Source organism: Bacillus sp. FSL K6-3176 (assembly GCF_038003325.1).
GTDB classification, from domain to species: domain Bacteria; phylum Bacillota; class Bacilli; order Bacillales; family Bacillaceae; genus Bacillus; species Bacillus altitudinis.
In genome coordinates this window covers 2,028,592-2,050,437 of the sequence record NZ_JBBOOX010000001.1, presented here as the reverse complement: position 1 = coordinate 2,050,437, position 21,846 = coordinate 2,028,592, and the positions used below count along the sequence as shown (strand labels likewise).

General features: G+C 39.4%; 23 protein-coding genes and 1 riboswitch. Of the genes, 16 read left to right on the top strand and 7 right to left on the bottom strand.

All coding sequences use genetic code 11. The annotated features are described in order from the left end of the window. Window positions 1–44 precede the first annotated feature (44 nt). From MHB38_RS10525 to pbuX, 3 genes are all read left to right on the top strand, one after another. Window positions 45–1,550 (top strand): carboxypeptidase M32, encoded by a 1,506-nt coding sequence (locus tag MHB38_RS10525; protein ID WP_341003348.1) that lies wholly within the window; start codon window positions 45–47, stop codon window positions 1,548–1,550. A 340-nt stretch (window positions 1,551–1,890) separates the two neighbouring features. Then, window positions 1,891–1,990: riboswitch (purine riboswitch) on the top strand. A 118-nt stretch (window positions 1,991–2,108) separates the two neighbouring features. Then, window positions 2,109–2,693, top strand: coding sequence for a xanthine phosphoribosyltransferase (gene xpt / locus MHB38_RS10520; RefSeq protein ID WP_008346333.1), 585 nt, complete (start codon window positions 2,109–2,111; stop codon window positions 2,691–2,693). Beyond that, a complete protein-coding gene (gene pbuX / locus MHB38_RS10515; protein WP_341003346.1) occupies window positions 2,690–4,009 on the top strand; it encodes a xanthine permease PbuX in 1,320 nt (439 codons plus the stop codon). Before xpt ends, pbuX begins: the two co-directional genes overlap by 4 nt. Before the next feature lie 183 nt (window positions 4,010–4,192). On the opposite strand, the gene MHB38_RS10510 is transcribed toward pbuX, so the two are convergent. Continuing rightward, window positions 4,193–5,047, bottom strand: coding sequence for a polysaccharide deacetylase family protein (locus tag MHB38_RS10510; RefSeq protein ID WP_341003344.1), 855 nt, complete (start codon window positions 5,045–5,047; stop codon window positions 4,193–4,195). A 488-nt stretch (window positions 5,048–5,535) separates the two neighbouring features. On the opposite strand from MHB38_RS10510, the gene MHB38_RS10505 reads away from it, so the two are divergent. The 7 genes from MHB38_RS10505 to MHB38_RS10475 all read left to right on the top strand — a co-directional run bounded on the left by MHB38_RS10505 (window position 5,536) and on the right by MHB38_RS10475 (window position 13,323). Further along, window positions 5,536–6,042, top strand: coding sequence for a GrpB family protein (locus MHB38_RS10505; protein WP_098680800.1), 507 nt, complete (start codon window positions 5,536–5,538; stop codon window positions 6,040–6,042). Window positions 6,043–6,351: 309 nt separating this feature from the next. Further along, complete coding sequence (locus MHB38_RS10500) at window positions 6,352–7,449, top strand: type III polyketide synthase (RefSeq protein ID WP_017359717.1); 1,098 nt, start codon at window positions 6,352–6,354, stop codon at window positions 7,447–7,449. Continuing rightward, the gene (locus tag MHB38_RS10495; protein ID WP_017367476.1) at window positions 7,449–7,958 is read left to right on the top strand and encodes an isoprenylcysteine carboxyl methyltransferase family protein; all 510 of its coding nucleotides are present in this window, start codon (window positions 7,449–7,451) and stop codon (window positions 7,956–7,958) included. The genes MHB38_RS10500 and MHB38_RS10495 overlap by 1 nt, the downstream gene beginning before the upstream one ends. A gap of 64 nt (window positions 7,959–8,022) precedes the next feature. Beyond that, the gene (gene fbpC / locus MHB38_RS10490; RefSeq protein ID WP_306172627.1) at window positions 8,023–8,130 is read left to right on the top strand and encodes a Fur-regulated basic protein FbpC; all 108 of its coding nucleotides are present in this window, start codon (window positions 8,023–8,025) and stop codon (window positions 8,128–8,130) included. A 131-nt stretch (window positions 8,131–8,261) separates the two neighbouring features. Beyond that, complete coding sequence (locus MHB38_RS10485) at window positions 8,262–11,855, top strand: dynamin family protein (protein WP_079919903.1); 3,594 nt, start codon at window positions 8,262–8,264, stop codon at window positions 11,853–11,855. Window positions 11,856–11,896: 41 nt separating this feature from the next. Further along, entirely contained in the window at window positions 11,897–12,160 is a 264-nt protein-coding gene (locus MHB38_RS10480; protein ID WP_008346351.1) for a YpbS family protein, read from the top strand. Between the two features lie 275 nt (window positions 12,161–12,435). Further along, window positions 12,436–13,323: a 5'-3' exonuclease gene (locus tag MHB38_RS10475; RefSeq protein ID WP_079919902.1), complete on the top strand. Its 888-nt coding sequence runs from the start codon at window positions 12,436–12,438 to the stop codon at window positions 13,321–13,323. Window positions 13,324–13,361: 38 nt separating this feature from the next. On the opposite strand, the gene MHB38_RS10470 is transcribed toward MHB38_RS10475, so the two are convergent. Genes MHB38_RS10470 through MHB38_RS10460 form a run of 3 tightly spaced genes read right to left on the bottom strand, consistent with a single transcriptional unit; the run spans window position 13,362 to window position 14,617 of the window. Further along, window positions 13,362–13,487, bottom strand: coding sequence for a hypothetical protein (locus MHB38_RS10470; RefSeq protein ID WP_008346357.1), 126 nt, complete (start codon window positions 13,485–13,487; stop codon window positions 13,362–13,364). A 43-nt stretch (window positions 13,488–13,530) separates the two neighbouring features. Beyond that, a complete protein-coding gene (locus tag MHB38_RS10465; RefSeq protein WP_079919900.1) occupies window positions 13,531–13,926 on the bottom strand; it encodes a reverse transcriptase-like protein in 396 nt (131 codons plus the stop codon). 1 nt (window position 13,927) lies between these two features. Further along, window positions 13,928–14,617, bottom strand: coding sequence for a queuosine precursor transporter (locus MHB38_RS10460; RefSeq protein ID WP_007500834.1), 690 nt, complete (start codon window positions 14,615–14,617; stop codon window positions 13,928–13,930). A 94-nt stretch (window positions 14,618–14,711) separates the two neighbouring features. Between MHB38_RS10460 and MHB38_RS10455 the strand changes: the two genes are divergently transcribed. The 3 genes from MHB38_RS10455 to MHB38_RS10445 all read left to right on the top strand — a co-directional run bounded on the left by MHB38_RS10455 (window position 14,712) and on the right by MHB38_RS10445 (window position 15,921). Continuing rightward, window positions 14,712–15,383 carry a ribonuclease H family protein gene (locus tag MHB38_RS10455; protein WP_046343813.1) on the top strand — a complete coding sequence of 224 codons (672 nt, stop codon included), beginning with the start codon at window positions 14,712–14,714 and terminating at the stop codon, window positions 15,381–15,383. A gap of 1 nt (window position 15,384) precedes the next feature. Beyond that, complete coding sequence (locus tag MHB38_RS10450; protein ID WP_008346366.1) at window positions 15,385–15,567, top strand: zinc-finger domain-containing protein; 183 nt, start codon at window positions 15,385–15,387, stop codon at window positions 15,565–15,567. A 171-nt stretch (window positions 15,568–15,738) separates the two neighbouring features. Further along, window positions 15,739–15,921 (top strand): hypothetical protein, encoded by a 183-nt coding sequence (locus MHB38_RS10445; RefSeq protein ID WP_008346368.1) that lies wholly within the window; start codon window positions 15,739–15,741, stop codon window positions 15,919–15,921. A 51-nt stretch (window positions 15,922–15,972) separates the two neighbouring features. Here the strand turns inward: MHB38_RS10445 and cspD are convergent, their stop codons facing one another. Next, window positions 15,973–16,173, bottom strand: coding sequence for a cold-shock protein CspD (gene cspD / locus MHB38_RS10440; protein ID WP_003215784.1), 201 nt, complete (start codon window positions 16,171–16,173; stop codon window positions 15,973–15,975). Between the two features lie 267 nt (window positions 16,174–16,440). Here cspD and MHB38_RS10435 point away from each other — a divergent pair, with 267 nt between their 5' ends. Further along, complete coding sequence (locus MHB38_RS10435; protein ID WP_007500832.1) at window positions 16,441–17,142, top strand: AIM24 family protein; 702 nt, start codon at window positions 16,441–16,443, stop codon at window positions 17,140–17,142. 35 nt (window positions 17,143–17,177) lie between these two features. Here the strand turns inward: MHB38_RS10435 and MHB38_RS10430 are convergent, their stop codons facing one another. Both MHB38_RS10430 and metA read right to left on the bottom strand, forming a co-directional pair. Then, a complete protein-coding gene (locus MHB38_RS10430) occupies window positions 17,178–18,329 on the bottom strand; it encodes a diglucosyl diacylglycerol synthase (RefSeq protein ID WP_007500831.1) in 1,152 nt (383 codons plus the stop codon). Between the two features lie 228 nt (window positions 18,330–18,557). Beyond that, window positions 18,558–19,466: a homoserine O-acetyltransferase MetA gene (metA, locus tag MHB38_RS10425; protein ID WP_008346374.1), complete on the bottom strand. Its 909-nt coding sequence runs from the start codon at window positions 19,464–19,466 to the stop codon at window positions 18,558–18,560. A 138-nt stretch (window positions 19,467–19,604) separates the two neighbouring features. Between metA and MHB38_RS10420 the strand changes: the two genes are divergently transcribed. Together MHB38_RS10420 and MHB38_RS10415 are read left to right on the top strand one after the other, a co-directional pair. Further along, entirely contained in the window at window positions 19,605–21,287 is a 1,683-nt protein-coding gene (locus MHB38_RS10420) for a formate--tetrahydrofolate ligase (RefSeq protein WP_035391708.1), read from the top strand. 74 nt (window positions 21,288–21,361) lie between these two features. Continuing rightward, a complete protein-coding gene (locus tag MHB38_RS10415) occupies window positions 21,362–21,844 on the top strand; it encodes a glutathione peroxidase (RefSeq protein WP_007500827.1) in 483 nt (160 codons plus the stop codon). Window positions 21,845–21,846 lie beyond the last annotated feature (2 nt).

The window sequence follows — 21,846 nt, the reverse complement described above, 5'->3', positions numbered from 1 at the left end:
CTTGAAACGTACATACATATTTTATTGATTGGGGGAACGAACGCATGAGTCTTGAATCAAAAGAGAAAGCGTTTTATCAATTACTAGGAAAAATCGCCCATTATACAGAGGCGCTTCATTTACTTTATTGGGACTCTCGAACACAAGCGCCTAAAAAAAGCGCTGATTTCAGAGCAGAAACCATCGGTCAATTATCCAGCGATATCTTTAATATGAAGACTTCTGATGAAATGAAAGATCTTCTTGTTGCTTTAAATAAAGAAAAAAAAGAGCTGTCAAAAGACACACAGAAGGCACTCGAATTATCGCAAAAAGAATATGATGAAAACAGTAAAATTCCAAAAGAAGAATTTAAAGAATACTCCATTCTACAATCAAAAGCAGAACATGTTTGGGTAGAAGCAAGGGAGAAATCAGATTTTTCACTCTTTGCGCCCTATTTAAAACAGCTGATTGATTTTAACAAGCGTTTCATTCAATACTGGGGCGTGAAAAAAACGCCATATGATGTGCTGCTCAATAATTATGAGCCGGATATGACGGTTGAACAACTCGATCAAAAATTTGGCGCACTTCGAGACGCCATCGTTCCTCTCGTGAAAAAAATTGAAGCTTCGCCAAATAAACCAGATACATCATTTTTATCGAAAAGCTTCCCGATCGACAAACAAAAAGAGCTGAGTCTCTTTTTCTTAAAAGAGTTAGGGTATGACTTTGACGCAGGACGACTTGATACAACGGTTCATCCATTTGCTGTGACATTAAGCAGAGGGGATGTACGTGTGACGACGCGTTATGATGAGCACGATTTTCGCATGGCGATCTTTGGCACCATTCACGAATGCGGCCACGCCATTTATGAACAAAATATTGATGAGGCACTGAGCGGAACGCTCTTATGTGACGGCACATCAATGGGTATTCATGAATCACAGTCTCTTTTCTTTGAGAACTTTATCGGCAGACATGAAGATTTCTGGAAAACGTATTATCAAAAGCTGCAAGAGGCATCTCCTGAACAATTTAAAGATGTCACTTTAGAAGAATTTGTGCATGCGGTGAATGAATCGAAGCCGACTTACATTCGAATTGAAGCAGATGAACTCACGTATCCGCTTCACATTATTATTCGCTATGAAATTGAAAAGGCCATTTTCAATGAAGAAGTAGCCGTTGAAGACTTGCCAGCGTTATGGAATGAAAAATATAAAGCATATCTTGGCATTACGCCGCCTAACGATGCGCTTGGTATTTTGCAGGATGTTCACTGGTCAGATGGTAGTTTTGGTTATTTCCCTTCATATGCACTTGGTTATATGTATGCGGCGCAATTAAAGCAGCAAATGATCAAAGATTTACCGAATTTTGATGAACTGATTCAAAATGGGTCTTTTGCACCGATAAAAGAATGGCTAACTAAACATGTCCATCAGCATGGAAAACGGAAAAAGCCATCTGAAATCATTCAAGACGCAACTGGTGAAGAATTAAATGTTCAATACTTAATTGATTATTTAACAGATAAGTACACGAAACTGTATTTATCATAAATGAAAGGCACCCTTTGATCAGAAGGGTGCTTCAGCGTGTAGACAAACCCTCGCATTCGTTGTCAGTCCTGCGTGCTGGTGCTCACGAATGTTAAATTCGCTCTGCTCCGGTGCTCGTCCTTCCTAGACTGCAAAGGTTTTCTATCACGCTGAAAAGAAGACAAAGGGCTAAAATAAAGTTCATTTTAGCCCTTTGTCAACAATCTGAGGCACCCTTTAATCAGAAGGGTGCTTTTTTGCTGGTTGAATATTCTAAAAACGAACGTTTAAATCTTAATGATTATTTAAGTTCGGTATTTTTCTAGAAAAGTGCTTTCCAAGCGTCTGAAATCTTGTTATAATTTGAACACTATGAAACACTCATATAATCGCGTGATGAAGGCACGCAAGTTTCTACCGGACACCGATACCGTCCGACTATGAGTGAGCAAAATGAAACAGCTTTTGTATGAGCTGAAGATCCCGTGGATCGTTTTCGCATTGCTTGCTCCTTAATGGACAGCAATGCTTTTTTTATGCAAAAAAATGAAAGTTGCTAATATGCTGGGAGGAAGAATGATGGAATTGTTACGTCAAAAGATCGAGAACGAAGGAATCGTTCTGTCAAATCAAGTGCTAAAGGTAGATGCTTTTTTAAATCATCAAATTGACCCTGTGTTAATGCATGAGATCGGTCAAGAGTTTGCTAGATTATTTAAGCATGATGGAATTACTAAAATTATCACAATCGAATCTTCTGGTATTGCACCTGCTGTAATGGCTGGACTTGCCCTTCATGTGCCAGTTGTTTTTGCCCGAAAGCGGCAATCACTGACTTTAACGGATAACCTTTTGACAGCAAGTGTGTATTCTTTTACCAAAAAAGTAGAAAGTACGATTGCTGTCTCTAACACGCACCTTAGTGAGGATGATTGTGTGTTAATTATCGACGACTTTTTAGCAAATGGAGAAGCCGCTAAGGGACTAGCTGCCATCGCAAAGCAAGCGAAAGCAAAAGTAGCTGGTTTTGGAATTGTTATCGAGAAATCATTCCAGCCTGGAAGAAAAGAACTTGTGCAAATGGGCTATAGAGTCGAGTCACTCGCACGTATCGAATCGCTCGAGGAAGGAAAAGTCACGTTTGTACGCGAGGTACAATCATGAGTGCCGCTAAAAAAGCCAAAACCCTTTCGCTAGGGATACAGCATGTACTGGCGATGTATGCAGGTGCGGTTCTTGTCCCGCTCATTGTTGGAGATGCGCTTGGGCTCACGCCAGCCCAGCTGACGTACTTAATTTCGGCAGATATTTTCATGTGCGGTGCCGCCACACTGCTTCAAGTATGGAAAAACCGCTTTTTTGGCATCGGTTTGCCTGTTGTACTAGGCTGTACATTTACTGCGGTATCTCCTATGATTGCGATTGGTTCTAAATATGGAATTTCGTCTATATATGGAAGTATTATCGCCGCAGGGTGTATTGTCATTGCTCTTTCATTTTTCTTTGGGAAGCTTGTGAAATTCTTCCCGCCCGTTGTCACAGGTTCCGTCGTCACGATCATTGGAATTACCTTAATTCCGGTCGCCATGAACAATATGGCAGGTGGTGAAGGAAGTGCAGACTATGGTTCTTTTGAGAATCTTGGACTTGCTTTTCTTGTATTGTTTATCATTGTTCTTCTTTATCGATTTACAAAGGGATTCATGAAAGCCATTGCCATCTTAATCGGCATTCTACTCGGAACAGCAGTTGCTACTTTCTTAGGGAAGGTGGAGACGGCAGAAGTGGCGAATGCACAAGTTTTCCGCATCATTGAGCCTTTTTACTTTGGGTTGCCTACTTTTGAATTTGCACCAATCATGACAATGACATTAGTTGCCATTGTGTCATTAGTCGAATCAACGGGTGTATACTTTGCGCTCGGAGATTTAACGAATCGTTCATTAAAAGAGAAGGATTTAGCAAAGGGATATCGTGCAGAGGGAATTGCCGTCTTATTAGGCGGTATCTTCAACGCTTTTCCATACACAGCCTACTCCCAAAACGTTGGATTGATCCAGTTAACAGGTGTGAAGAAAAATCAGGTCATTGTGGTGACAGGGGTATTATTAATGGTATTTGGCCTTTTTCCTAAAATCGCGGCATTTACAACGATTATTCCAAAGTCCGTTCTAGGCGGTGCAATGGTCGCCATGTTTGGGATGGTCATTGCGTACGGGATTAAAATGCTCTCGCGCGTCGATTTTGCAAAACAAGAAAACTTGCTCATTGTCGCATGCTCAGTTGGCATCGGGCTAGGAGTAACGGTTGTACCGCAAATGTTTGAGCATTTGCCAGAATCGATTAAATTGTTAACAAGTAACGGAATTGTCGCCGGAAGCTTTACCGCTATTTTGCTTCATATTATTTATCACATGATTCCTTTTAAAAAAGAAACAGAGCAGGAGCTAATGGAAGAACCTAAGCAATCTGTTATGTAATCACTTCTCTTGGAGAGGTGTTCAGATTGTTGACAAAGGGCTAAAATGATCTTTATTTTAGCTCTTTGTCTTCTTTTCAGCTTGATAGAAAACCTTTGAAGTTCTAGGAAGGGGCGTGTGAGGGTTTGTCTACACGCTGAAAGCCCGCATCTTTTGGATACGGGCTTATTGTGATTAGCGCTATTAATGTTGTACCGGCGGCATTGTTTCGTTAATGACTGCAAATGTATAGCCACTTGCTTTTAGTTGTGTAATCAGGCTATCTAAATAGTTCGTGGTAGAGGGTTGATCATGCATTAAAATAACTTTTGGTTCCCATGGTTTATTTTTCTCAAACATTTGCAGTTGATTCAATACCTCTTGAACATATTGTGAGTTTTTATATCTCCAGTCAAGGCTATCAATCGTCCAATCCCAGTAAATAAAGCCATATTGGTTTAAGCGTACTTTTTGATCATATGTTAAATTTGGAACACTGCCATAAGGTGTTCTCACAAGACGGGTGTAAACGCCTGTAACAGAAGCAAGAATGAGCTGAGCTTCTCTCATTTCATTTGCGGGAGACTCACTGTTCTGATAAAAGCGGTTTATATCATGCGTCATGCCATGAAGCCCTAATTGATGTCCTTCTTGATAAAGTCTTTTCACAGTTGCTTGGTGAGCTTGGATTTGCGGTCCAAGCATGAAGAATGTCGCCTTCACTTGATGTGCTTTTAAGATATTTAACAGCTGATTTGATGTAGCAGAAGGGCCATCATCAAATGTTAAAAAGACCGTTTTATTCGTTGTCTGTTGGTTTGGATTGGTCTTAAATTGTTGATCCAATGTTCTTGCAGAATGATCTTTTGCTTTCAGACTGATACTTGTGTCTCGGAAGTCACTGCTAGTAACAATTGTTGCTTGCCCATTTGTCGCCTGCAAATGGGGTTTAGACATATCCCAGATAAAAAAGAGAAACAGTGTAAGAAGCACTAAACCAATTATCTTCGAGAGAAATATCGTGTTGTAGGGTGTTTGTTTTTTGGACACCTTTTTCATGACAATCACTCCAATCAATTAAATTTTGTGCCGAATCATGTAGTAGATTCTGTCTTTTTTCACTGTTTTTCATGGTGCTCATATTGATTAAGTATACAGGAAAAAAACCCCTTTTCATATAAAATCATCAAATAAATTAGCATTTTATGGTTATTTATTTGTGTTGATCAGAAAAAAAGGTGATCCATTCATGTTTAAATGAAAGGTGGGGTTTGTCTACGGTTCTTCTCATTTGAGAGGTGTTTTTTTGCATAAAGCTATGTTAAATAACTCTATTAATAATCGGTTGAAGGGATTTTTGTTCTTTAGATATAAAATAAGATGAGAGTGAATGGTTAAGAATCGTTTTGAATGACATCAACCAAGAAATAGATCTAAACGAATAGGATGATTGTTGAAATCTATCCGCTCTCTCCATATGGGACTTATGATAAAGTTGGTTTATTAACATTCTCCAAATGGGTGTTAATAAAAGGTGGGATAAGTAAATGTTAGGATTACCAAGAGGGGAAGTTTTTTTAGTGCCTTGGTCTATGGAGTGGAAAAACGAATATGAAAAAGAAAAGCGCCAGATAATAGCTGATATTGGTCCATACACAATCAATGTACATCATATTGGAAGTACGGCAGTAAAAGGTTTAAGCGCTAAGCCAATTATTGATATTGCAATTGAAATAGAACATTTTTTTGATGGAGAAAAATGTGTAATAGCGTTGGAAGGACTCGGTTACTCATATAAAGGAACAGACGTATTACCTGAAAGACACTACTTTAATAAAGGAGAAACACGAACACATCAAATCCATATGTATCAAAGACATAATAAGTATTTACTTGAACAGTTAAATTTCAGAGATTACTTGAGAAATAATGAGCAAGCTAGAAGTGAGTACCAACAGCTTAAACTTAAATTATCAAGATTACATGGAAATGACAAACACAAATACGCACATGAAAAAACTGCTTTTATTAAGTCAATCCTCGAAAAGATTTAGGTGAGGGTTTGCTCTTAAGATGTTCATAAGAGAGGTCATGTCACAGAGGAACTCCCAATTAACGGAGTTCTTTTTTTTCATTAAATCACCGAACATAAATTGCATAAAAAAAGCAGGTTCGCTTGGCTTGGAACGAACCTGTGAAGGAGGAAAACTACATCATGTTTTCACCTATATTATCCAATATTTATCAATTGTCGTCAAGACAAAAAGTTAGACGGAGGAAAATATTTTGACTGAATTGTGTCGTTTTGGCATGTATATCCTTTTTTTGATTGGGGATATTAACCGAAAAAAGAGGTGAAGCCGATGGCATACATTCTTTCAGTTGGAACAAGTCTGCCAAAACATCATGTGGATCAGCAAGCAGCTGCTCAATTTGCAAGGTCTCAATTTAAACGATCGTTTAAAGATATTGATCGGCTATTAAAAGCTTTTAATAATGGCGAAATAGAGAGCAGACAGTTTGTACAGCCTATTGATTGGTATCAAGAACATCACTCTTTTGAAGAGAAAAACAACCTCTATATCGAAAAAGCATTGGCACATGCGAAAGAAGCCGTTTTTCACTGTCTGCATGAAACAGCGTTCCTTACAAAGCCAGTTCCTTTTGATGAGATTGATGCTTTGTTTTTCATCTCCAGTACAGGGTTATCAACGCCAAGTCTTGATGCAAAGCTGATGAATGTTCTTCCATTTTCTCCTTATACGAAACGAGTGCCAATTTGGGGGTTAGGCTGCGGGGGCGGGGCGGCAGGCTTATCCCGAGCTTATGAATACATCAGGGCGTATCCAGAAGCGAAAGTGCTCGTTGTTGCCTGCGAGCTTTGCAGCCTCACTTTTCAGCCGCAAGATCAATCAAAAAGCAATTTAATTGGAACCTCGCTGTTCGGTGACGGGACTGCGGCCGTTCTTTTAACTGGAGAAAAGGCCGCCTCTAAGTATACGCGGTTAAAAACGGTTCCTAAAGTGCTTGGCACGCAGTCAGTGACCATGAAAGATTCTGAGGATGTGATGGGATGGGATTTTACCGCCGACGGATTTCGAGTCATCTTCTCACGTGACATTCCGTCCATCATTTCTGGCTGGTTAAAAGAGCAAGTGGATCACTTTTTACATCAACTAGGGTTTTCAACAGAGGATGTATCCGTATTTCTTGCTCACCCTGGAGGAAAAAAAGTGATTGATGCCTATCTTGAAAGCCTATCTTTACAAGAGCATCAGCTATTTTCTTCAAAAGAGGTTCTGAAACAGCATGGAAACATGTCCTCTGCCACCGTTTTATATGTCATGAAGCATTTTCTTGAACATCAGTCACTAGATGCAGGACAGGTGGGGCTTTGCGGAGCACTTGGTCCAGGCTTTTCATCAGAATTATTGCTCATGAAATGGGAGGGGCTCTCGTGATGATTTTCTGGATAGTGATTGGCATTTTCATTTGTCAGCGCCTCATTGAAATGCTTGTGGCGAAAAGAAATGAAAAGAAGGTGAAGGCGATCGGAGCAATTGAATTTGGTGCAAGCCATTATCCTTATATGGTCGCTATGCATGCAGCTTTTTTCCTCTCGCTTATTGGAGAGACATGGCTGCTGCATCGTCAACCGTCTCGTTTTTTCCTATTGCTGCTTGTGTTCCTTCTTGCTACCCAGGTGATTCGGTACTGGGCACTATGTTCACTTGGGACGTATTGGAATACAAAAATCTTAGTCGTTCCAAATGCGATGATTGTGAAAAAGGGGCCGTATCGCTGGTTAAAGCATCCTAACTATGTGGTGGTGGCGATTGAACTGATGTTCATTCCGCTGCTATTTAACGCATTTATTACTGCCATTTTGTTTACGTGTTTAAATGGATGGATGATGATGGTCAGAATACAAACAGAAGAAAAAGCACTGAATCAGTATTTATTAAATTAATATTGAAAATCATTATCAATTGTGCTACACTTTCATTAATGATAAACATTCTCAATCATGAAGGATGGACGGTGATCACATGACAATGATTTTCTTACTCGGTACGGTCTGTGTATACAGCTTATTGATTGGCTTCGTATTAAAAGGTGTTTCAAAAAAATCTGCTTCCTGATTGCAGTCCATTGCGACTGATCGGGCAGCAGATTTTTTTATTTCCTCAGATCAGAAGAAAAATCTCTTTATTTTGTGTAAAATGGTACACATACATAACTGACTTTTCTAAAAACAAAGGGGTTTATCGTCATGAAAGACTTGTCTATTCGAGATTCGCTCGTTCAAACTACAGGTGCTTTATATCAAAGCCTTCTGAAAAGGGATGATCACGAGCGCGCAGCCAAACTTGCATCTATTATGAAAAAGGAAGCTGAAGAAGAAGTATATATCGCATTTACCGGCCACTATTCTGCTGGTAAGTCATCACTAGTGAATCATCTTCTTCATGATCACATCCTGCCCACAAGCCCAATTCCAACGAGTGCAAACTTGGTTGTTGTCAGGAAAGGGGTCAGTGAAGTTCAGCTCCATACGTCTGATGGACGCTTTGCAAAAATGAGCGGTTCTTATGATAAAGAAGCGGTGCAGCGTTTTTGTAAAGATGGGGAACAAATTGAGATGGTGGAAATTAGCGGTGATTATAGTGGACTTGAAGAAAAAGTGGCACTCATTGATACGCCGGGAATTGATTCAACGGATCATGCGCACTTTTTATCCGCTGCTTCGATTCTTCATCAAGCGGATGCTCTTTTTTATGTCGTTCATTATAACCATGTCCATTCTGAAGAAAACATTCGCTTCATTCGCTCGATTAAAGAGAAAGTGCCTAATCTTTATTTCATCGTCAATCAAGTGGATCGGCATGATGAACAAGAGACAACTTTTGAAAACTACAAAAAACAAGTCGTTGAGATGCTTTTAAAAGAAGGCATTGAAGAAGAACATCTATATTTTACTTCTGTGACGGATGAGGCACACCCAAAAAACGAAATGATCCGTTTAGTGAAGAAGCTACAAGAATTACAAACCATGCCTAAAGCATCACTTCGAGCCTATACAGAGCAGAAAATCGAACATGTTTTAAAAGAACATATAGACTCGTTAAAAGAAGAACTGCATGAAGAGGACCTTGATAAGCACCTTCAAGAAAAAAGGAATGAAGTGAAAGAACTAGAAGAGAAACGCCGATTTATTGAAAATGGTGCAAAGCAGGTAGAAGATGAAGTGTCTTCTGAAGTAGAGAACATCTTAAAAAATGCAAACCTCACGCCATTTAAGATGCGAGAGCTTGCAAGTGACTATATCGAATCAAAAGCACCTGGCTTTAAAGTGGGTTTACTTTTTGCCAAAAATAAAACCGAGCAGGAAAAGGAAAAAAGGGCAAGTGATTTCTTAGCAGATGTAAAAAAGAGAATGAAAGCGGAAGTTGACTGGCACATTGCCGAGCTCCTCAAAAAAGAAATAAAACAGCATCAGCTTGGGGAAGCGTTATTAGACAAAGCCATGGCATTTGAGACACCTGTTGAAGAATCCCTGCTTGAAAAGGTCATTCACCAAGGGGCGACTTTTTCTAACGAATACGTTCTTCAATATGCGAAAGATGCTGGTGAAGCATTGAAAAGACAGGTGAAACAGCAAGCGCTTCAATTGATTGAACAGATGATTGAGACCTTGAAAGACCAGCTCCGGAATGAACAAGAGAAGCAAGAGGAAAAATGGAAACAAGCGAAACAAGAGCTTCAGAGCCTTGAGGAGTATAACGAAAAAAATGAACAAATAAGACAGGATATTCAGCATTTATGGGATATTTGGCAAAACGGAACGGATGATCATATCCCAGGCGACTGGTTTTATGCGAAAAAGCAATGGATGCAGCACGACCAGCTGGAGAAGAATCACGCATCAATTCATGTTAAAGAGAGCGATCAAGCTGCTGAACGGACAGAGCGCGATCAATACCGTCAATCGCAGCATTTAACAACAGCACAATCGATTGCACAATTTAAAGAGCTTTCCCGCATTTTATCGCCTTTAGATATTCTAAAGTCTCAAAGAGATTCCTTTGAAAAACGAACAGAGCGGCTGCAGGCAAAAGAGTTTACACTCGCATTATTTGGCGCTTTTAGTTCTGGAAAATCTTCTTTTGCCAATGCGCTTGTTGGACGGAAGGTGTTACCATCATCTCCTACGCCAACAACTGCAACAATTAACAAACTGACACGACCTACGGAAGATCATCCTCATGAAAGTGTCAAAGTGGTGTTTAAAACCAAGCAGGACATTCTAGAGGAACTCGATCAGATTCTTGGATTTTCGATCACAACAGAAAAAGGAGATTCGTTTAAGGCAAAGCTGGAAAGAGTGCTGAAAAAACGGCAGCTCGAACAGGATCACCGAATCATTGTAGAACATTTTCTACAAGCCTATGCCAAGTTTCATGATGACATTGACAACCAAACCAATTTACATGTCACACTTCAAGAATTAAAGCCTTATGTAGCGGAAGAATCTGTTTCTTGTGTGGTGAAGGAAGTGACGGTGTATTTAAGTACACCTCTGACAGATAAAGGGCTGACGATTGTCGATACACCAGGTGCAAGCAGTATGAATAAGCGTCATACAGAAATCGCCTTCCAGTATATGAAGGATGCAGACGCCCTTCTTTATTTAACGTATTATCAGCACTCTTTCTCAAAAGCTGATCGCTCATTTTTACGGAAGCTTGGACTCGTAAAAGATTCCTTTAGCATGGATAAAATGTTCTTTATCATCAATGCAGCTGATTTGGCTAAGGATCAAGCAGAGCTTGAAACCGTATTTGACTATGTACGAAGCGAGCTCACAAAAGAAGGCATCCGCAATCCAAACCTGCATCATGTGTCTAGTAAGGAAGAGATCGAGGGGAAAGAGCCGACATCTTATAATCAATATGCAACACTGAGAAAACAGCTCGACTATTTTATTGAGGAAGAATTAACGAAAGATGCCATTGAACTTTTGCATTTTGAAGCTAATACATTATGTACAACGGTCGATAGACTACGTGCGACCTTGCATCAATCAGAAGATGAGAAAGAAGCTGAAAAGAAAAACATCAAGACATCCTATGAAGCCATTCTCGAAAAAATGCAAGATGTGAAACGGTCTAAACTTGTGACCGAAAGCGTAAAAAAAGACGTGCATGAACAGCTCTATCATATTGTACAGCGGCTTTCATTATTTGCGAATGATCTATTAAAGTCGGCTTTTTATCCTGGCATATCTCAAGGGAATTTTGGTCAGCAGTTAAAAAAGGCACTTGAGAAAGCGTTAAAGGAGTATGAATTTGAATTTGTGCAGGAGCTCAAGGCACTTGATATCCGAATGGAATCGTTTATCCACCATTATTTCCAGGAGGAGTGGGAAAAAGGGATGCAGGCTGCATGTGCGGAAGATCCTTACTTTTCTCTCAGCCTGTCAGCCCCTGAGGAGAAAAATGCTGAGCTAAAACAAATTGAAGTCGAAGCAGAGATTGCACCATTTGAGCCGCTTTTAAAGAAACAAAAATCAGCGAAAGCCTTTTTTGAACAAAATGAAAAGGCTGCGTTTATTGAAGCCATTCGAGATGTTCTACATCAAATGACAACACGTTGGGCAGATAACGAAAAAGAAGAGTTGCTGAGCAGATATGAAAAGCTAGTGAAGACCTATACGGAAAGGTACGAACAAGATGCTCTCCAACAGCTCAATGAGCAAAAACAGACATTTATGACGAGCCTTACAACAGATGCTGAAAAACAGGCGATCATTGAACAAGTTTATGAACAAACAAATGAATGGAAGAACCAGTTGAAAACGATATGATTCATGATAGACTATATAAAAAAGAAAGCAGCTGATAGACGATGACGAGTGTACACGAAGAAATTTCTGCACATTCACAGAAACAACATGCCCATATCCAATCTTTTCTTGCACTTGAACAAAAAAGAGAGCAGGCGATTGAATCGGCTGTGAAAAAATGTGAACACAATGAACCATTTTCAACAGATGAGATCAATGCCATTACTTCTAAAATGAATGAGCTTGCCCGAGGCGGAATTGTTCCGCTTCGTAAACATGTCACGATTGAGATGGTGGAAGAATACACCCAGCGTAAACAGAAGTAAAGAGTAACTTTCTCATTTTTGGTCATCTTAACAAATGAACCAGAAAGGGGAATGATCATGGCAAAAAAGCAAAACGTAAAGCAGCAGGAGGAGCGCATGCCGAAGGAAAAAGACATGCCATCCTACGCAGAAGCGGAAACGAAAAAAATGCAATATGGTAAAAAGTAATCGGGCTGCCTCTTCTTTATCAAAAAGAAGAAGGCGCCTTTTTTATGTTCGTTTCGATGTTCTATGATAGAATAGGAGTATTGTTTATAAAAAGGGAGTTTAGATGAATGAATAAACACGTCTTACTTGTAGATGGAATGGCCCTTCTTTTTAGGTCGTTTTATGCGACGGCTGTCCATCGCAATTTTATGATAAATGATCGTGGTGTGCCGACAAATGGAGTGAATGGTTATTTGAAGCATTTGTTAACAGCTGTCCAAACATTTGAGCCGACTCATATCGTTTGCTGCTGGGATATGGGAAGCCAGACATACCGGAACGAATTGTTTCAAGATTATAAAGCCAATCGAGGCGAGGCGCCTGTTGAGCTTATCCCGCAGTTTGATTTAGCAAAAGAGGCGACAGAAGAACTTGGGATAGTGAATATTGGTGTGACAGGTTTTGAAGCAGATGATTGTATTGGAACGCTTGCATCTATCTATCAAAACGAAGCACGTGTGACCGTCTTAACAGGAGATAAAGATTTGCTCCAGATCTTGAATGAACAAGTGACCGTGGCTTTGATGCAAAAAGGCATCGGGAATTATAAGCATTATACAAAAGCCCTTTTTGAAGAGGAAATGGGCATTTCTCCAAAGGCGCTGATTGATATGAAAGCGCTGATGGGTGATACTAGCGATAATTACCCTGGTGTAAAAGGAATCGGCGAAAAAACAGCATTGAAATTTATTCAAACGTATCAAACGATTGATCGACTGTTAGAAAATGTTCATGCATTAACGGCAGCTCAGCAAAAGAAAATGCAAGCAGGATTAGAAGATCTGAAGCTATCTCGTATACTGGCAGAAATTAAATGTGATGTACCACTCAGCTGTCCGATTGACGAAACAAAAATAAAAATGGACCCAGAGCGGGCAGCGGCAATGCTTCGCTTGCATCAAATCAAAGGGATCGAACCAATGGTTAACCGCTTAAGTCAATTAGGAATCAGTTAAGGTTAGAAAAAAAAGAAAGGGCTAAAATCAAGTTCATTTTAGCCCTTTGTGTTGCTTTTTTTCGCCTTATTTTCTAATTGCGATATTGGCTGTTTATCTTTTGTTTGCGCATCACCTTGAGGAGTCGTTCCGTTTGTGACACGGCCTCTGTTCTCTTTATCCAATTCGTATCACCTCACACATTAGCATAACCAAAAGAAAAGCGATTCATCCTTTTGAAAGGTGAATCGCTTTTCTAGCGAGCTGATCAGCCACTTGATTTTCCTTGCTCGGAATCCACTTAATGAAAAATAAATCAAATTCGTTTTGAAGCTGCAGCATTTCTTCGATAAAATGACGAAAAGATGGATTTTTGGCAAATCCTGCATTGGCTGCACGATCCACTACTTGTGAATCAGTGCGGAATGAAACGGTCCGTAATCCTTTTTCTACGCAAATTTTCATGCCTTCAATGAGCGCGGAAAACTCTGCTTCATGATTGCTCATGATGCCAAGAGGAATGGAGAAAGACTCAGCTTTTCCGTCATATTTCAAGAAAATGCCGATGCCAGATGGACCTGGGTTTCCGGCACTAGCACCGTCAATATATATTTCAGCTGGCAATTTATTTCCCCCTTTCATCAATCGGAACCATTTTTTTCGCCGCATAGGCATAAGGTGTGCCAATGGCAGCGACGATAAATTTAATCACATAAGTCGTGATGAAAATTTCGATCCATATATGGAATGGGTAGGTCCCAAGAAAGGCAATGGTTGTGAAAACGAGTGTATCAAGTAGCTGGCTAATCATTGTACTCCCCGCATTTCGCAGCCAGAGCGCACCATCTGAAGGAAATATCCGGCGAATAAACGAATATACATAAACATCTAACATTTGACTGATGATATAAGCAGCAAGACTACCAAGAGCAACCCTTGGCATAAAGCCAAATATCGTTTCTAATGATGATTGTGAAATGTCAGATGGAGCGGGATGGAAAAGCAAAGCCTCCTGCATGACAACAGTTAATGTTAAAAGGGTGGCAAAGCCAATCCAGACAGCTTTTTTCGCTTCGGTTTGTCCATATTTTTCATTGAGGACGTCCGTTGCAAAGAACACACTGCCGTATAAAATGTTGCCAAGTGTTGCCGTTAAGCCAAATAATTCAACGGTTTTGACCACTTGTAAGTTGGCAGCAACTGTTGCAAAACCAATCCAGACGAAAAGCCCCATCTTGCCAAATCCTTTATAAAATAGAAGAACAATGATAAAATTAATGATCGCAAATAAGATCCAAATACCTTCATTAAACAAGTGACATGAACTTCCTTTCTAAATGTAAAATGTAACTTTTTGATTATAGCATAACGAACGTTTACCTTAAAAGTATGGGAAGGCGATGTGATCAATGAAACTAAGAGCGCACTATACAATGAAAGTGAAATCGATTGGGTCCATTGCTTTTTTCCAAGAAGATTGGATGGAGCTCAAAGAGGCCTTGCTTTTAGCAAAACATATAGACAAAAAAGAACCGCAGTCACTTCTATCATTTGAAGATGAAAAGGGTGCGATGTGGTCGATGAAAGAACTTGAAAAGCTAAACGAAGAACTTAGGCTTGAACCCGATCAGCTTCAGGTCTATTTTGATGCGAGTTTTCGCAAAGAAACAGGTGATGCTGGGCTTGGAATTGTCGTGTATTATCAGCTCGGACAGGATGCATACCGGCTAAGGAAGAATCAGCCTTTTCAGAGCACCACGAACAATGAGGCAGAGTATGCGGCTTTATTTGAAGCGGTAAAAGCTTTAAAAGAACTGGGAGCCAGCAGAAACTCTGTTACGATTAGAGGAGATTCTCTTGTGGTGATGAATCAGCTCAAAGGGGAATGGCCTTGTTATGATGATATACATAACAAATGGCTCGACCGAATTGAGACTGCGATCAAAGAGCTGAAGCTCACGCCAACATATGAAGTCATCGATCGTAAACAAAATGCAGAAGCAGATCAGCTTGCCAGACAGATACTTGCAGACGTCCCTATCGAAAGTAAGTTGAAATTAGAAGCAGACGGAGCTGAATAAAGTGGATAAAAAAACAGCAGTAAAAGAATTAACAGATCTTCAAGACACGTATTGTTCAGATTGTTTGATTAAGAAGCACTTTCGTAAAGAATTTGGCAAAAAATATGCGCACTCCTTTTGTATACAGCAATGCACGGTAGGAGAGAAGATCAAACAATACGGGAATGAATTACTCAAAAAATAAGCATACACTCCGGTTTTCCCCTAGATGTATCACGCGTTCACGAAAAAAAACGAATAGAATGTGTAAAAAAAGAACATATTCTGAAAAATGAGCCGATATAACTATAGAAAGTTTTGGTTGAGTTACTTTTTGACTAAGTGACGGATAATAGAGGAAAAGGGGAAGGCCGGCATGGATAATAAGGATTTTGAAACGGTATTACATCGGACATTTCAAGAGGTGTACAGTGATCTAGAGCAACTGGTAGATGTTGCAAAGAAGGGAAGACCTTTTCTCGAAAAAGATATCTCTGAAATTGAACAAAGATTAAAGCAAAATATTTTAGCGATTGAAATTCAGCTGAAAATCAAATAAGAGAGGCATACGCCTCTCTTTATTTTGTCGTTTCATCATTGATTGAGTTGATTAGATTTTTGTTACGTTTGCAGCTTGAGGTCCACGATTACCTTCAACGATTTCAAAAGAAACTTCTTGTCCTTCTTCTAGAGATTTGTAACCGTCACCTTCGATAGCTGTGAAGTGAACGAATACGTCGTCTCCGCCTTCAACTTCAATGAAGCCGAAACCTTTTTCATTATTGAACCATTTTACTTTACCGTTTTGCATATTGCTTTTTCCTCCTAGTACTGTAGCACACCTTTTGGCATACTAAAAAAAATTTTTCATCACCTAACGACTTAAGAAGTTGTTAAATGATGGTTCCACTATACACCATCAAAAGTAAAGCGTCAAGCAGGCAAGCCAAATTTTGAGCAGAATGTTTGATTTTTTTGTTTTTTTAGTGAATGACATTTATCTATAAAACGTCCTAATCTCATGAAACCTAACGTATAACTTGTCCGTATATAGTAAAAATACAGAAAGAGGTGCGTCATGAATCGTTACACAATTGAGGAGTTTGTTCAGAATACGCAGCAAGAAGACAAAGGTGAAGGGGTCTTTGAACTTGAAACACCAAGATTGTTAGAAATTAATTTAACAGATACCATTTGGGCAAAAACAGGCTCCATGGTTTCATATCGCGGGAAAATAAAGTTTGAACGTGAAGGTGTGTTTGAACACGGTGTCTCAAAGATGTTCAAAAAAATGTTATCAGGAGAAGGAACCTCTTTGATGAAGGCCACAGGTGATGGGAAATTATATGTAGCAGACCAAGGGAAAAAAATCTCGATTCTTCGATTGGCTCAAGGGGAGTCTATTTTCGTTAATGGAAACGACTTGCTCGCATTTGAACCGTCTGTTCGGTGGGATATTAAATTAATGAAAAAGGTGTCTGGCATGCTTGCAGGCGGATTATTTAATGTCAAACTTGAAGGACCAGGTCTTGTTGCAATCACAAGTCATTACGAACCGCTGACGCTGATTGTTCAGCCAGGTGATTCTGTTTATACAGATCCGAATGCGACGGTCGCATGGTCAGGAGATTTGCAGACTGAATTTGTGACAGATGTATCGTTCAAAACGTTTATTGGCAGGGGAAGCGGAGAGTCCATTCAAATGAAGTTTAGCGGAAGTGGCTTTGTTGTCGTGCAGCCGTTTGAAGAAGTGTATACAACGAATGGGAATCAAGGTTAAAAGAAAAAAGGTGTCCGTCAATGACGGGCACCTTTTTATGATAATGCTTGAGCATACGATTTGTTGCTCATGATCAGATCTGATTGTTCAACGATATCTTCTAAAATGGTTTGAGAAGACTGTTTTAAGTGTAATTTTTTGATGTTTTGTTTCATGGATTCTAATTTTTCTTCGTCTTGCAGCAAGTTGGTGACAGATTCTAAAATGTCTTCGTGTCTGTTGATGACAATGGCAGCGCCGTAATCTTCAAAGAAAAGAGCATTTTCTTTTTCTTGTCCTGGAACAGGTTTGTAAAGAATAACTGGGACACCAATTGCTGTTGCTTCTGTTAATGTAATTCCGCCCGGTTTTGTAATCATACAGTCCGTTACTCTGAACAATTCATCAATTTGTTCCACATATCCAAGCGCCTTCAATTGATTTGGGTGTGCTTGTTCAAGTTCGCTAAGCGATTGCTTCAGCGCTGCATTCTTACCGCACACAACAACAATTTGTACTTCACTGTCAAGAAGTAGTGCTTCACACAGTTCCTTCACATTTTTTAGTACACCATGGGCACCCGCCATAATGAGAAGGACTTTTTTGTCTGATGATAATCCATATTTTTTATAGATGATCGATTTAGGCACGTCTACTTCAAATTGTGGTCTAATCGGAATGCCTGTTACCTTGACATCGCTTGGATGTGTGCCGATTTCTACTAGCTTTTGTTTCACATAATCGGTTGCAACATAGTATCGGTCAATGTTTTCATGTACCCAAATTTTATGAAGACAAAAGTCTGTCATCACATTAAATGTTGGAATGACTTTACCTGTTTTGTTTCGGTATTCAGGTACAACAATCATCGGGAATGTAATGATGATGATATCCGGATTGTGTAATTGAATTAATTCATCAAGACGCTTATTTCCCATCTTTAAATAAATGTTAAATTTGCGTTTGTTGTAAATTTTATCTACACCGTAATAAAACAAGCGATAAAATTGTTTCCCAATGGAGAAGCTCTTTAAATATAAATATTGAGTCACTTCGGACACAATGGGATTTGATTCTTGATACAAATTAGAAACTATCACATGTTCAAACCCTTGGGATTTGCATTCATCATACAGTGTTTTTGCAACCTGCATATGTCCATTTCCATAATTTGCGGTCAAGATTAATATTTTTTTATTGGTATTCAAGAATATTCACCTCAAATGTAATCAACAACAACAAAACTTCGTACGAAAACTATAAATCTCATAGGTCTACATATACATAAAGATAACATATAAACAGCGAGAGCATATCATTCGTTACGAAAGAATTAAACTAATTTTAAAAAACAAACAAACTAAATTGATAATGGAAGACAGAGCCATTTGTATTTTAACACATTTTAAGCATTTATCATCAGACTACAGTCTATTTTATTCCCACACATATGGTGTTTCTTGATAAACATAGTAATTAAGCCAATTCATAAACAGCAAAGTAGCATGGGCTTTCCAGCGGTTCACTGGAACTAATGTGTCTCCATCTTCTATGAAATAGTGGACGGGTTTTTTGACTGTATCATGTTTCAACAAATCTCTTTCATATTCCTGCTTCAATGTATCTGTATCGTATTCAGGATGTCCAGTTAAAAATACTTGTTTATCATCATCTGAAACAATTAAACAAACACCAGCTTCCTCAGACGTGCTCAATACTTTTAGATTCGGCGTGTTTTTTAATTGTTCTGTATTAATATCTGTATGCCTAGAATGTGGGACATAGTATACTTCATCGAAACCTCTTACTAATCTTTCTTTTTTCTCTTTGACAAGATGTTCAAAGACACCGAATTTTTTCTCTGGAAGCTTGATTTTTTCAATGCCATAATGATGATAAAGACCAGCCTGTGCCCCCCAGCATATATGGAGAGTAGACGTCACATTCGTTTTACTCCAGTCCAAAATGTCCTGCAGTTCTTTCCAATAGGAAACTTCTTCGAAAGCTAAATGCTCAATTGGTGCACCTGTAATGATCATGCCATCAAATTTTTTATGGCGAATCGAGTCAAAGGTCGTATAAAATTCATCTAGATGCTCTCTCGATGTATTCTTCGGTGTATGTGTACTTGGAATCAAAAATGTAAAATACACTTGCAAAGGAGAATTTCCGAGCATTCTCAGCAGCTGCGTTTCAGTTTGTATTTTTTTTGGCATTAAGTTTAAGATCACGATATTCAAAGGACGGATATCTTGTTTGAATGCCCTTGTCTCATCCATGACGAAAATGTTTTCGCTCTCTAGTATTTGTTTTGCCGGCAGATGAACTGGTATGTTAATAGGCAACTCGCCACCCCCTGAACCAAAGCTAATTTCACTTCATTATAGGAACTTTCTGGCGATATTTCAATGTTTCAATTATGTTACAATGAAAAATAGAGCAAAAAAGAAAGCTGTTTCTGTCAAAAAAGGAGGCCATTATTCATGATCACAAAGCATTTATCAGATATTGACATTGCCCAAAAGGCAAAGCTGAGACCGATTCAAGACATCGCAGCAAAATTACAAATACATGACGAAGAATTAGAATGCTATGGTTTCACAAAAGCGAAAATATCTTTGACTATTTTTGACCGTTTAAAGGAACAAAAAGAAGGAAATGTGATTCTTGTGACTTCGATCAACCCAACGCCAGCAGGTGAGGGGAAGTCCACTGTAACAGTTGGCCTCGGTCAAGCCTTCGAGAAAATTGGGAAAAAAGCGATTATTGCCATGCGTGAACCTTCACTAGGTCCCACAATGGGTATTAAAGGCGGTGCAGCTGGCGGCGGATATTCACAGGTGTTACCTATGGAAGAAATCAATCTTCATTTCACAGGGGATTTTCATGCGATTACATCTGCACATAACGCTTTATCTGCTTTTATTGATAATCATATCCATCACGGAAATGAGCTTGGGATCGACGCACGCAGAATTGTATGGAAACGAGTGTTAGATTTAAACGATCGTGCTCTAAGACAAGTGGTCGTAGGACTTGGCGGTCAATTAAATGGGTACCCTAGAGAAGATGGATTTGATATTACGGTTGCATCCGAAATGATGGCCATCCTCTGTTTAGCAGACGACTTAAACGATCTAAAAAAACGTCTTTCTTCTATTGTTGTTGCCTACAATCAAGAAGGTGAACCGGTCACAGTTGGAAATCTAGGATATGAAGGCGTATTAACCTTGCTATTAAAAGATGCGCTGAAACCAAACCTTGTTCAAACGATTGAAGGAACTCCAGCCCTTGTTCATGGTGGTCCTTTTGCCAATATTGCACATGGATGCAATAGTTTAATTGCCACAAAAATGGCGGCAAAACTAGCAGATTACGTCGTAACAGAAGCGGGATTTGGTGCAGACCTCGGCGCGGAAAAATTTCTTCACATCAAAACAAGAGCCGGTGATTTTAAACCAGGCGCTGTTGTCATTGTAGCAACTGTCAGGGCGCTAAAAATGCATGGCGGAATGCAGAAAACAGAGCTCAAGGAAGCAAATGCACAGGCTGTATTAGAAGGTATACATAATTTAGAGAAGCATATTGAAACAGTGCAAGCCTTCGGTCTACCATACATCGTTGCAGTGAACCGTTTTATTACCGATACAAAAGAAGAAATTCAAGCAATAGAAAACTGGTGCGAAACGAATGGACATCCAGTCAAAGCCGTCAATGTATGGGAAGAAGGGGGAGCTGGCGGCGCAGCACTTGCCGAAGAGCTCACGACACTCATTGAAAAGAATGAAAACAGCTTTTCTTATTTATATGAGGAGCAAGATTCCATTGAAGAAAAGTTGTCAAAAGTCGCCAAAGTGGTTTATGGTGCAGACGGCGTCAACCTTACATCAAAAGCAAGAAAGCAGCTAGCTGCAATTGAGAAAAATGGCTGGGCCCATTTGCCGGTTTGTATGGCAAAAACGCAATATTCACTATCGGATGATCCGGCTTTAATCGGCAGACCAAAAGGCTTCACCGTTACGATTCGAGAGTTAAAACCATCTGTAGGAGCAGGTTTTATCGTTGCACTAACAGGAAGCATTCTGACCATGCCAGGTCTCCCTAAAAAACCTGCGGCACTTGAGATGGATTTATTAGAAGACGGCAGTGTGACTGGACTCTTTTAGCAGAAAGCATAAAAAGCGATTTTCTAAAAGAAGCATGTTACGATAGGAAAAAGTGAATCCTAGGAGGCTATGAGATGTCAATTTATGATATTCAGGTCAAGACCATTAACGGTCAGGAAAAATCAATGGCAGATTACAAAGGGAAAGTACTGATCATCGTGAACACAGCGAGCAAATGTGGACTGACCCCTCAATTTAAACAATTACAAGAGTTATACGATCAATATCATGAAAAGGGCCTTGAAATTTTAGGATTTCCGTGCAATCAATTTATGAATCAAGAGCCAGAAGGGGAAGAAGCAATTCAAGAATTCTGTTCGTTAAACTATGGTGTGACCTTCCCGATGTTTGCAAAAGTAGATGTCAATGGTGACAATGCGCATCCGCTTTTCAAATACTTAACGAGTCATGCGAAAGGTGTGCTTGGTACAAAAACGGTGAAATGGAATTTTACAAAATTTATCGTTGACCAAAACGGAGAAGTGACTGAACGATTTTCTCCTAAAACACCACCGAAAGAATTAGAAAGCTCCATTATCGCTCTTTTGGAGAAATAAGC

Coding starts and splice junctions, on each gene's coding strand:
- MHB38_RS10415 (WP_007500827.1), top strand. CDS start 21,362: ATGTCAATTTATGATATTCAGGTCAAGACCATTAACGGTCAGGAAAAA.
- MHB38_RS10505 (WP_098680800.1), top strand. CDS start 5,536: ATGTTAGGATTACCAAGAGGGGAAGTTTTTTTAGTGCCTTGGTCTATG.
- fbpC (WP_306172627.1), top strand. CDS start 8,023: ATGGACGGTGATCACATGACAATGATTTTCTTACTCGGTACGGTCTGT.
- MHB38_RS10455 (WP_046343813.1), top strand. CDS start 14,712: ATGAAACTAAGAGCGCACTATACAATGAAAGTGAAATCGATTGGGTCC.
- MHB38_RS10495 (WP_017367476.1), top strand. CDS start 7,449: ATGATTTTCTGGATAGTGATTGGCATTTTCATTTGTCAGCGCCTCATT.
- MHB38_RS10445 (WP_008346368.1), top strand. CDS start 15,739: ATGGATAATAAGGATTTTGAAACGGTATTACATCGGACATTTCAAGAG.
- xpt (WP_008346333.1), top strand. CDS start 2,109: ATGGAATTGTTACGTCAAAAGATCGAGAACGAAGGAATCGTTCTGTCA.
- cspD (WP_003215784.1), bottom strand. CDS start 16,173: ATGCAAAACGGTAAAGTAAAATGGTTCAATAATGAAAAAGGTTTCGGC.
- MHB38_RS10420 (WP_035391708.1), top strand. CDS start 19,605: ATGATCACAAAGCATTTATCAGATATTGACATTGCCCAAAAGGCAAAG.
- MHB38_RS10475 (WP_079919902.1), top strand. CDS start 12,436: ATGAATAAACACGTCTTACTTGTAGATGGAATGGCCCTTCTTTTTAGG.
- MHB38_RS10485 (WP_079919903.1), top strand. CDS start 8,262: ATGAAAGACTTGTCTATTCGAGATTCGCTCGTTCAAACTACAGGTGCT.
- pbuX (WP_341003346.1), top strand. CDS start 2,690: ATGAGTGCCGCTAAAAAAGCCAAAACCCTTTCGCTAGGGATACAGCAT.
- MHB38_RS10510 (WP_341003344.1), bottom strand. CDS start 5,047: ATGAAAAAGGTGTCCAAAAAACAAACACCCTACAACACGATATTTCTC.
- MHB38_RS10480 (WP_008346351.1), top strand. CDS start 11,897: ATGACGAGTGTACACGAAGAAATTTCTGCACATTCACAGAAACAACAT.
- MHB38_RS10500 (WP_017359717.1), top strand. CDS start 6,352: ATGGCATACATTCTTTCAGTTGGAACAAGTCTGCCAAAACATCATGTG.
- MHB38_RS10435 (WP_007500832.1), top strand. CDS start 16,441: ATGAATCGTTACACAATTGAGGAGTTTGTTCAGAATACGCAGCAAGAA.
- MHB38_RS10525 (WP_341003348.1), top strand. CDS start 45: ATGAGTCTTGAATCAAAAGAGAAAGCGTTTTATCAATTACTAGGAAAA.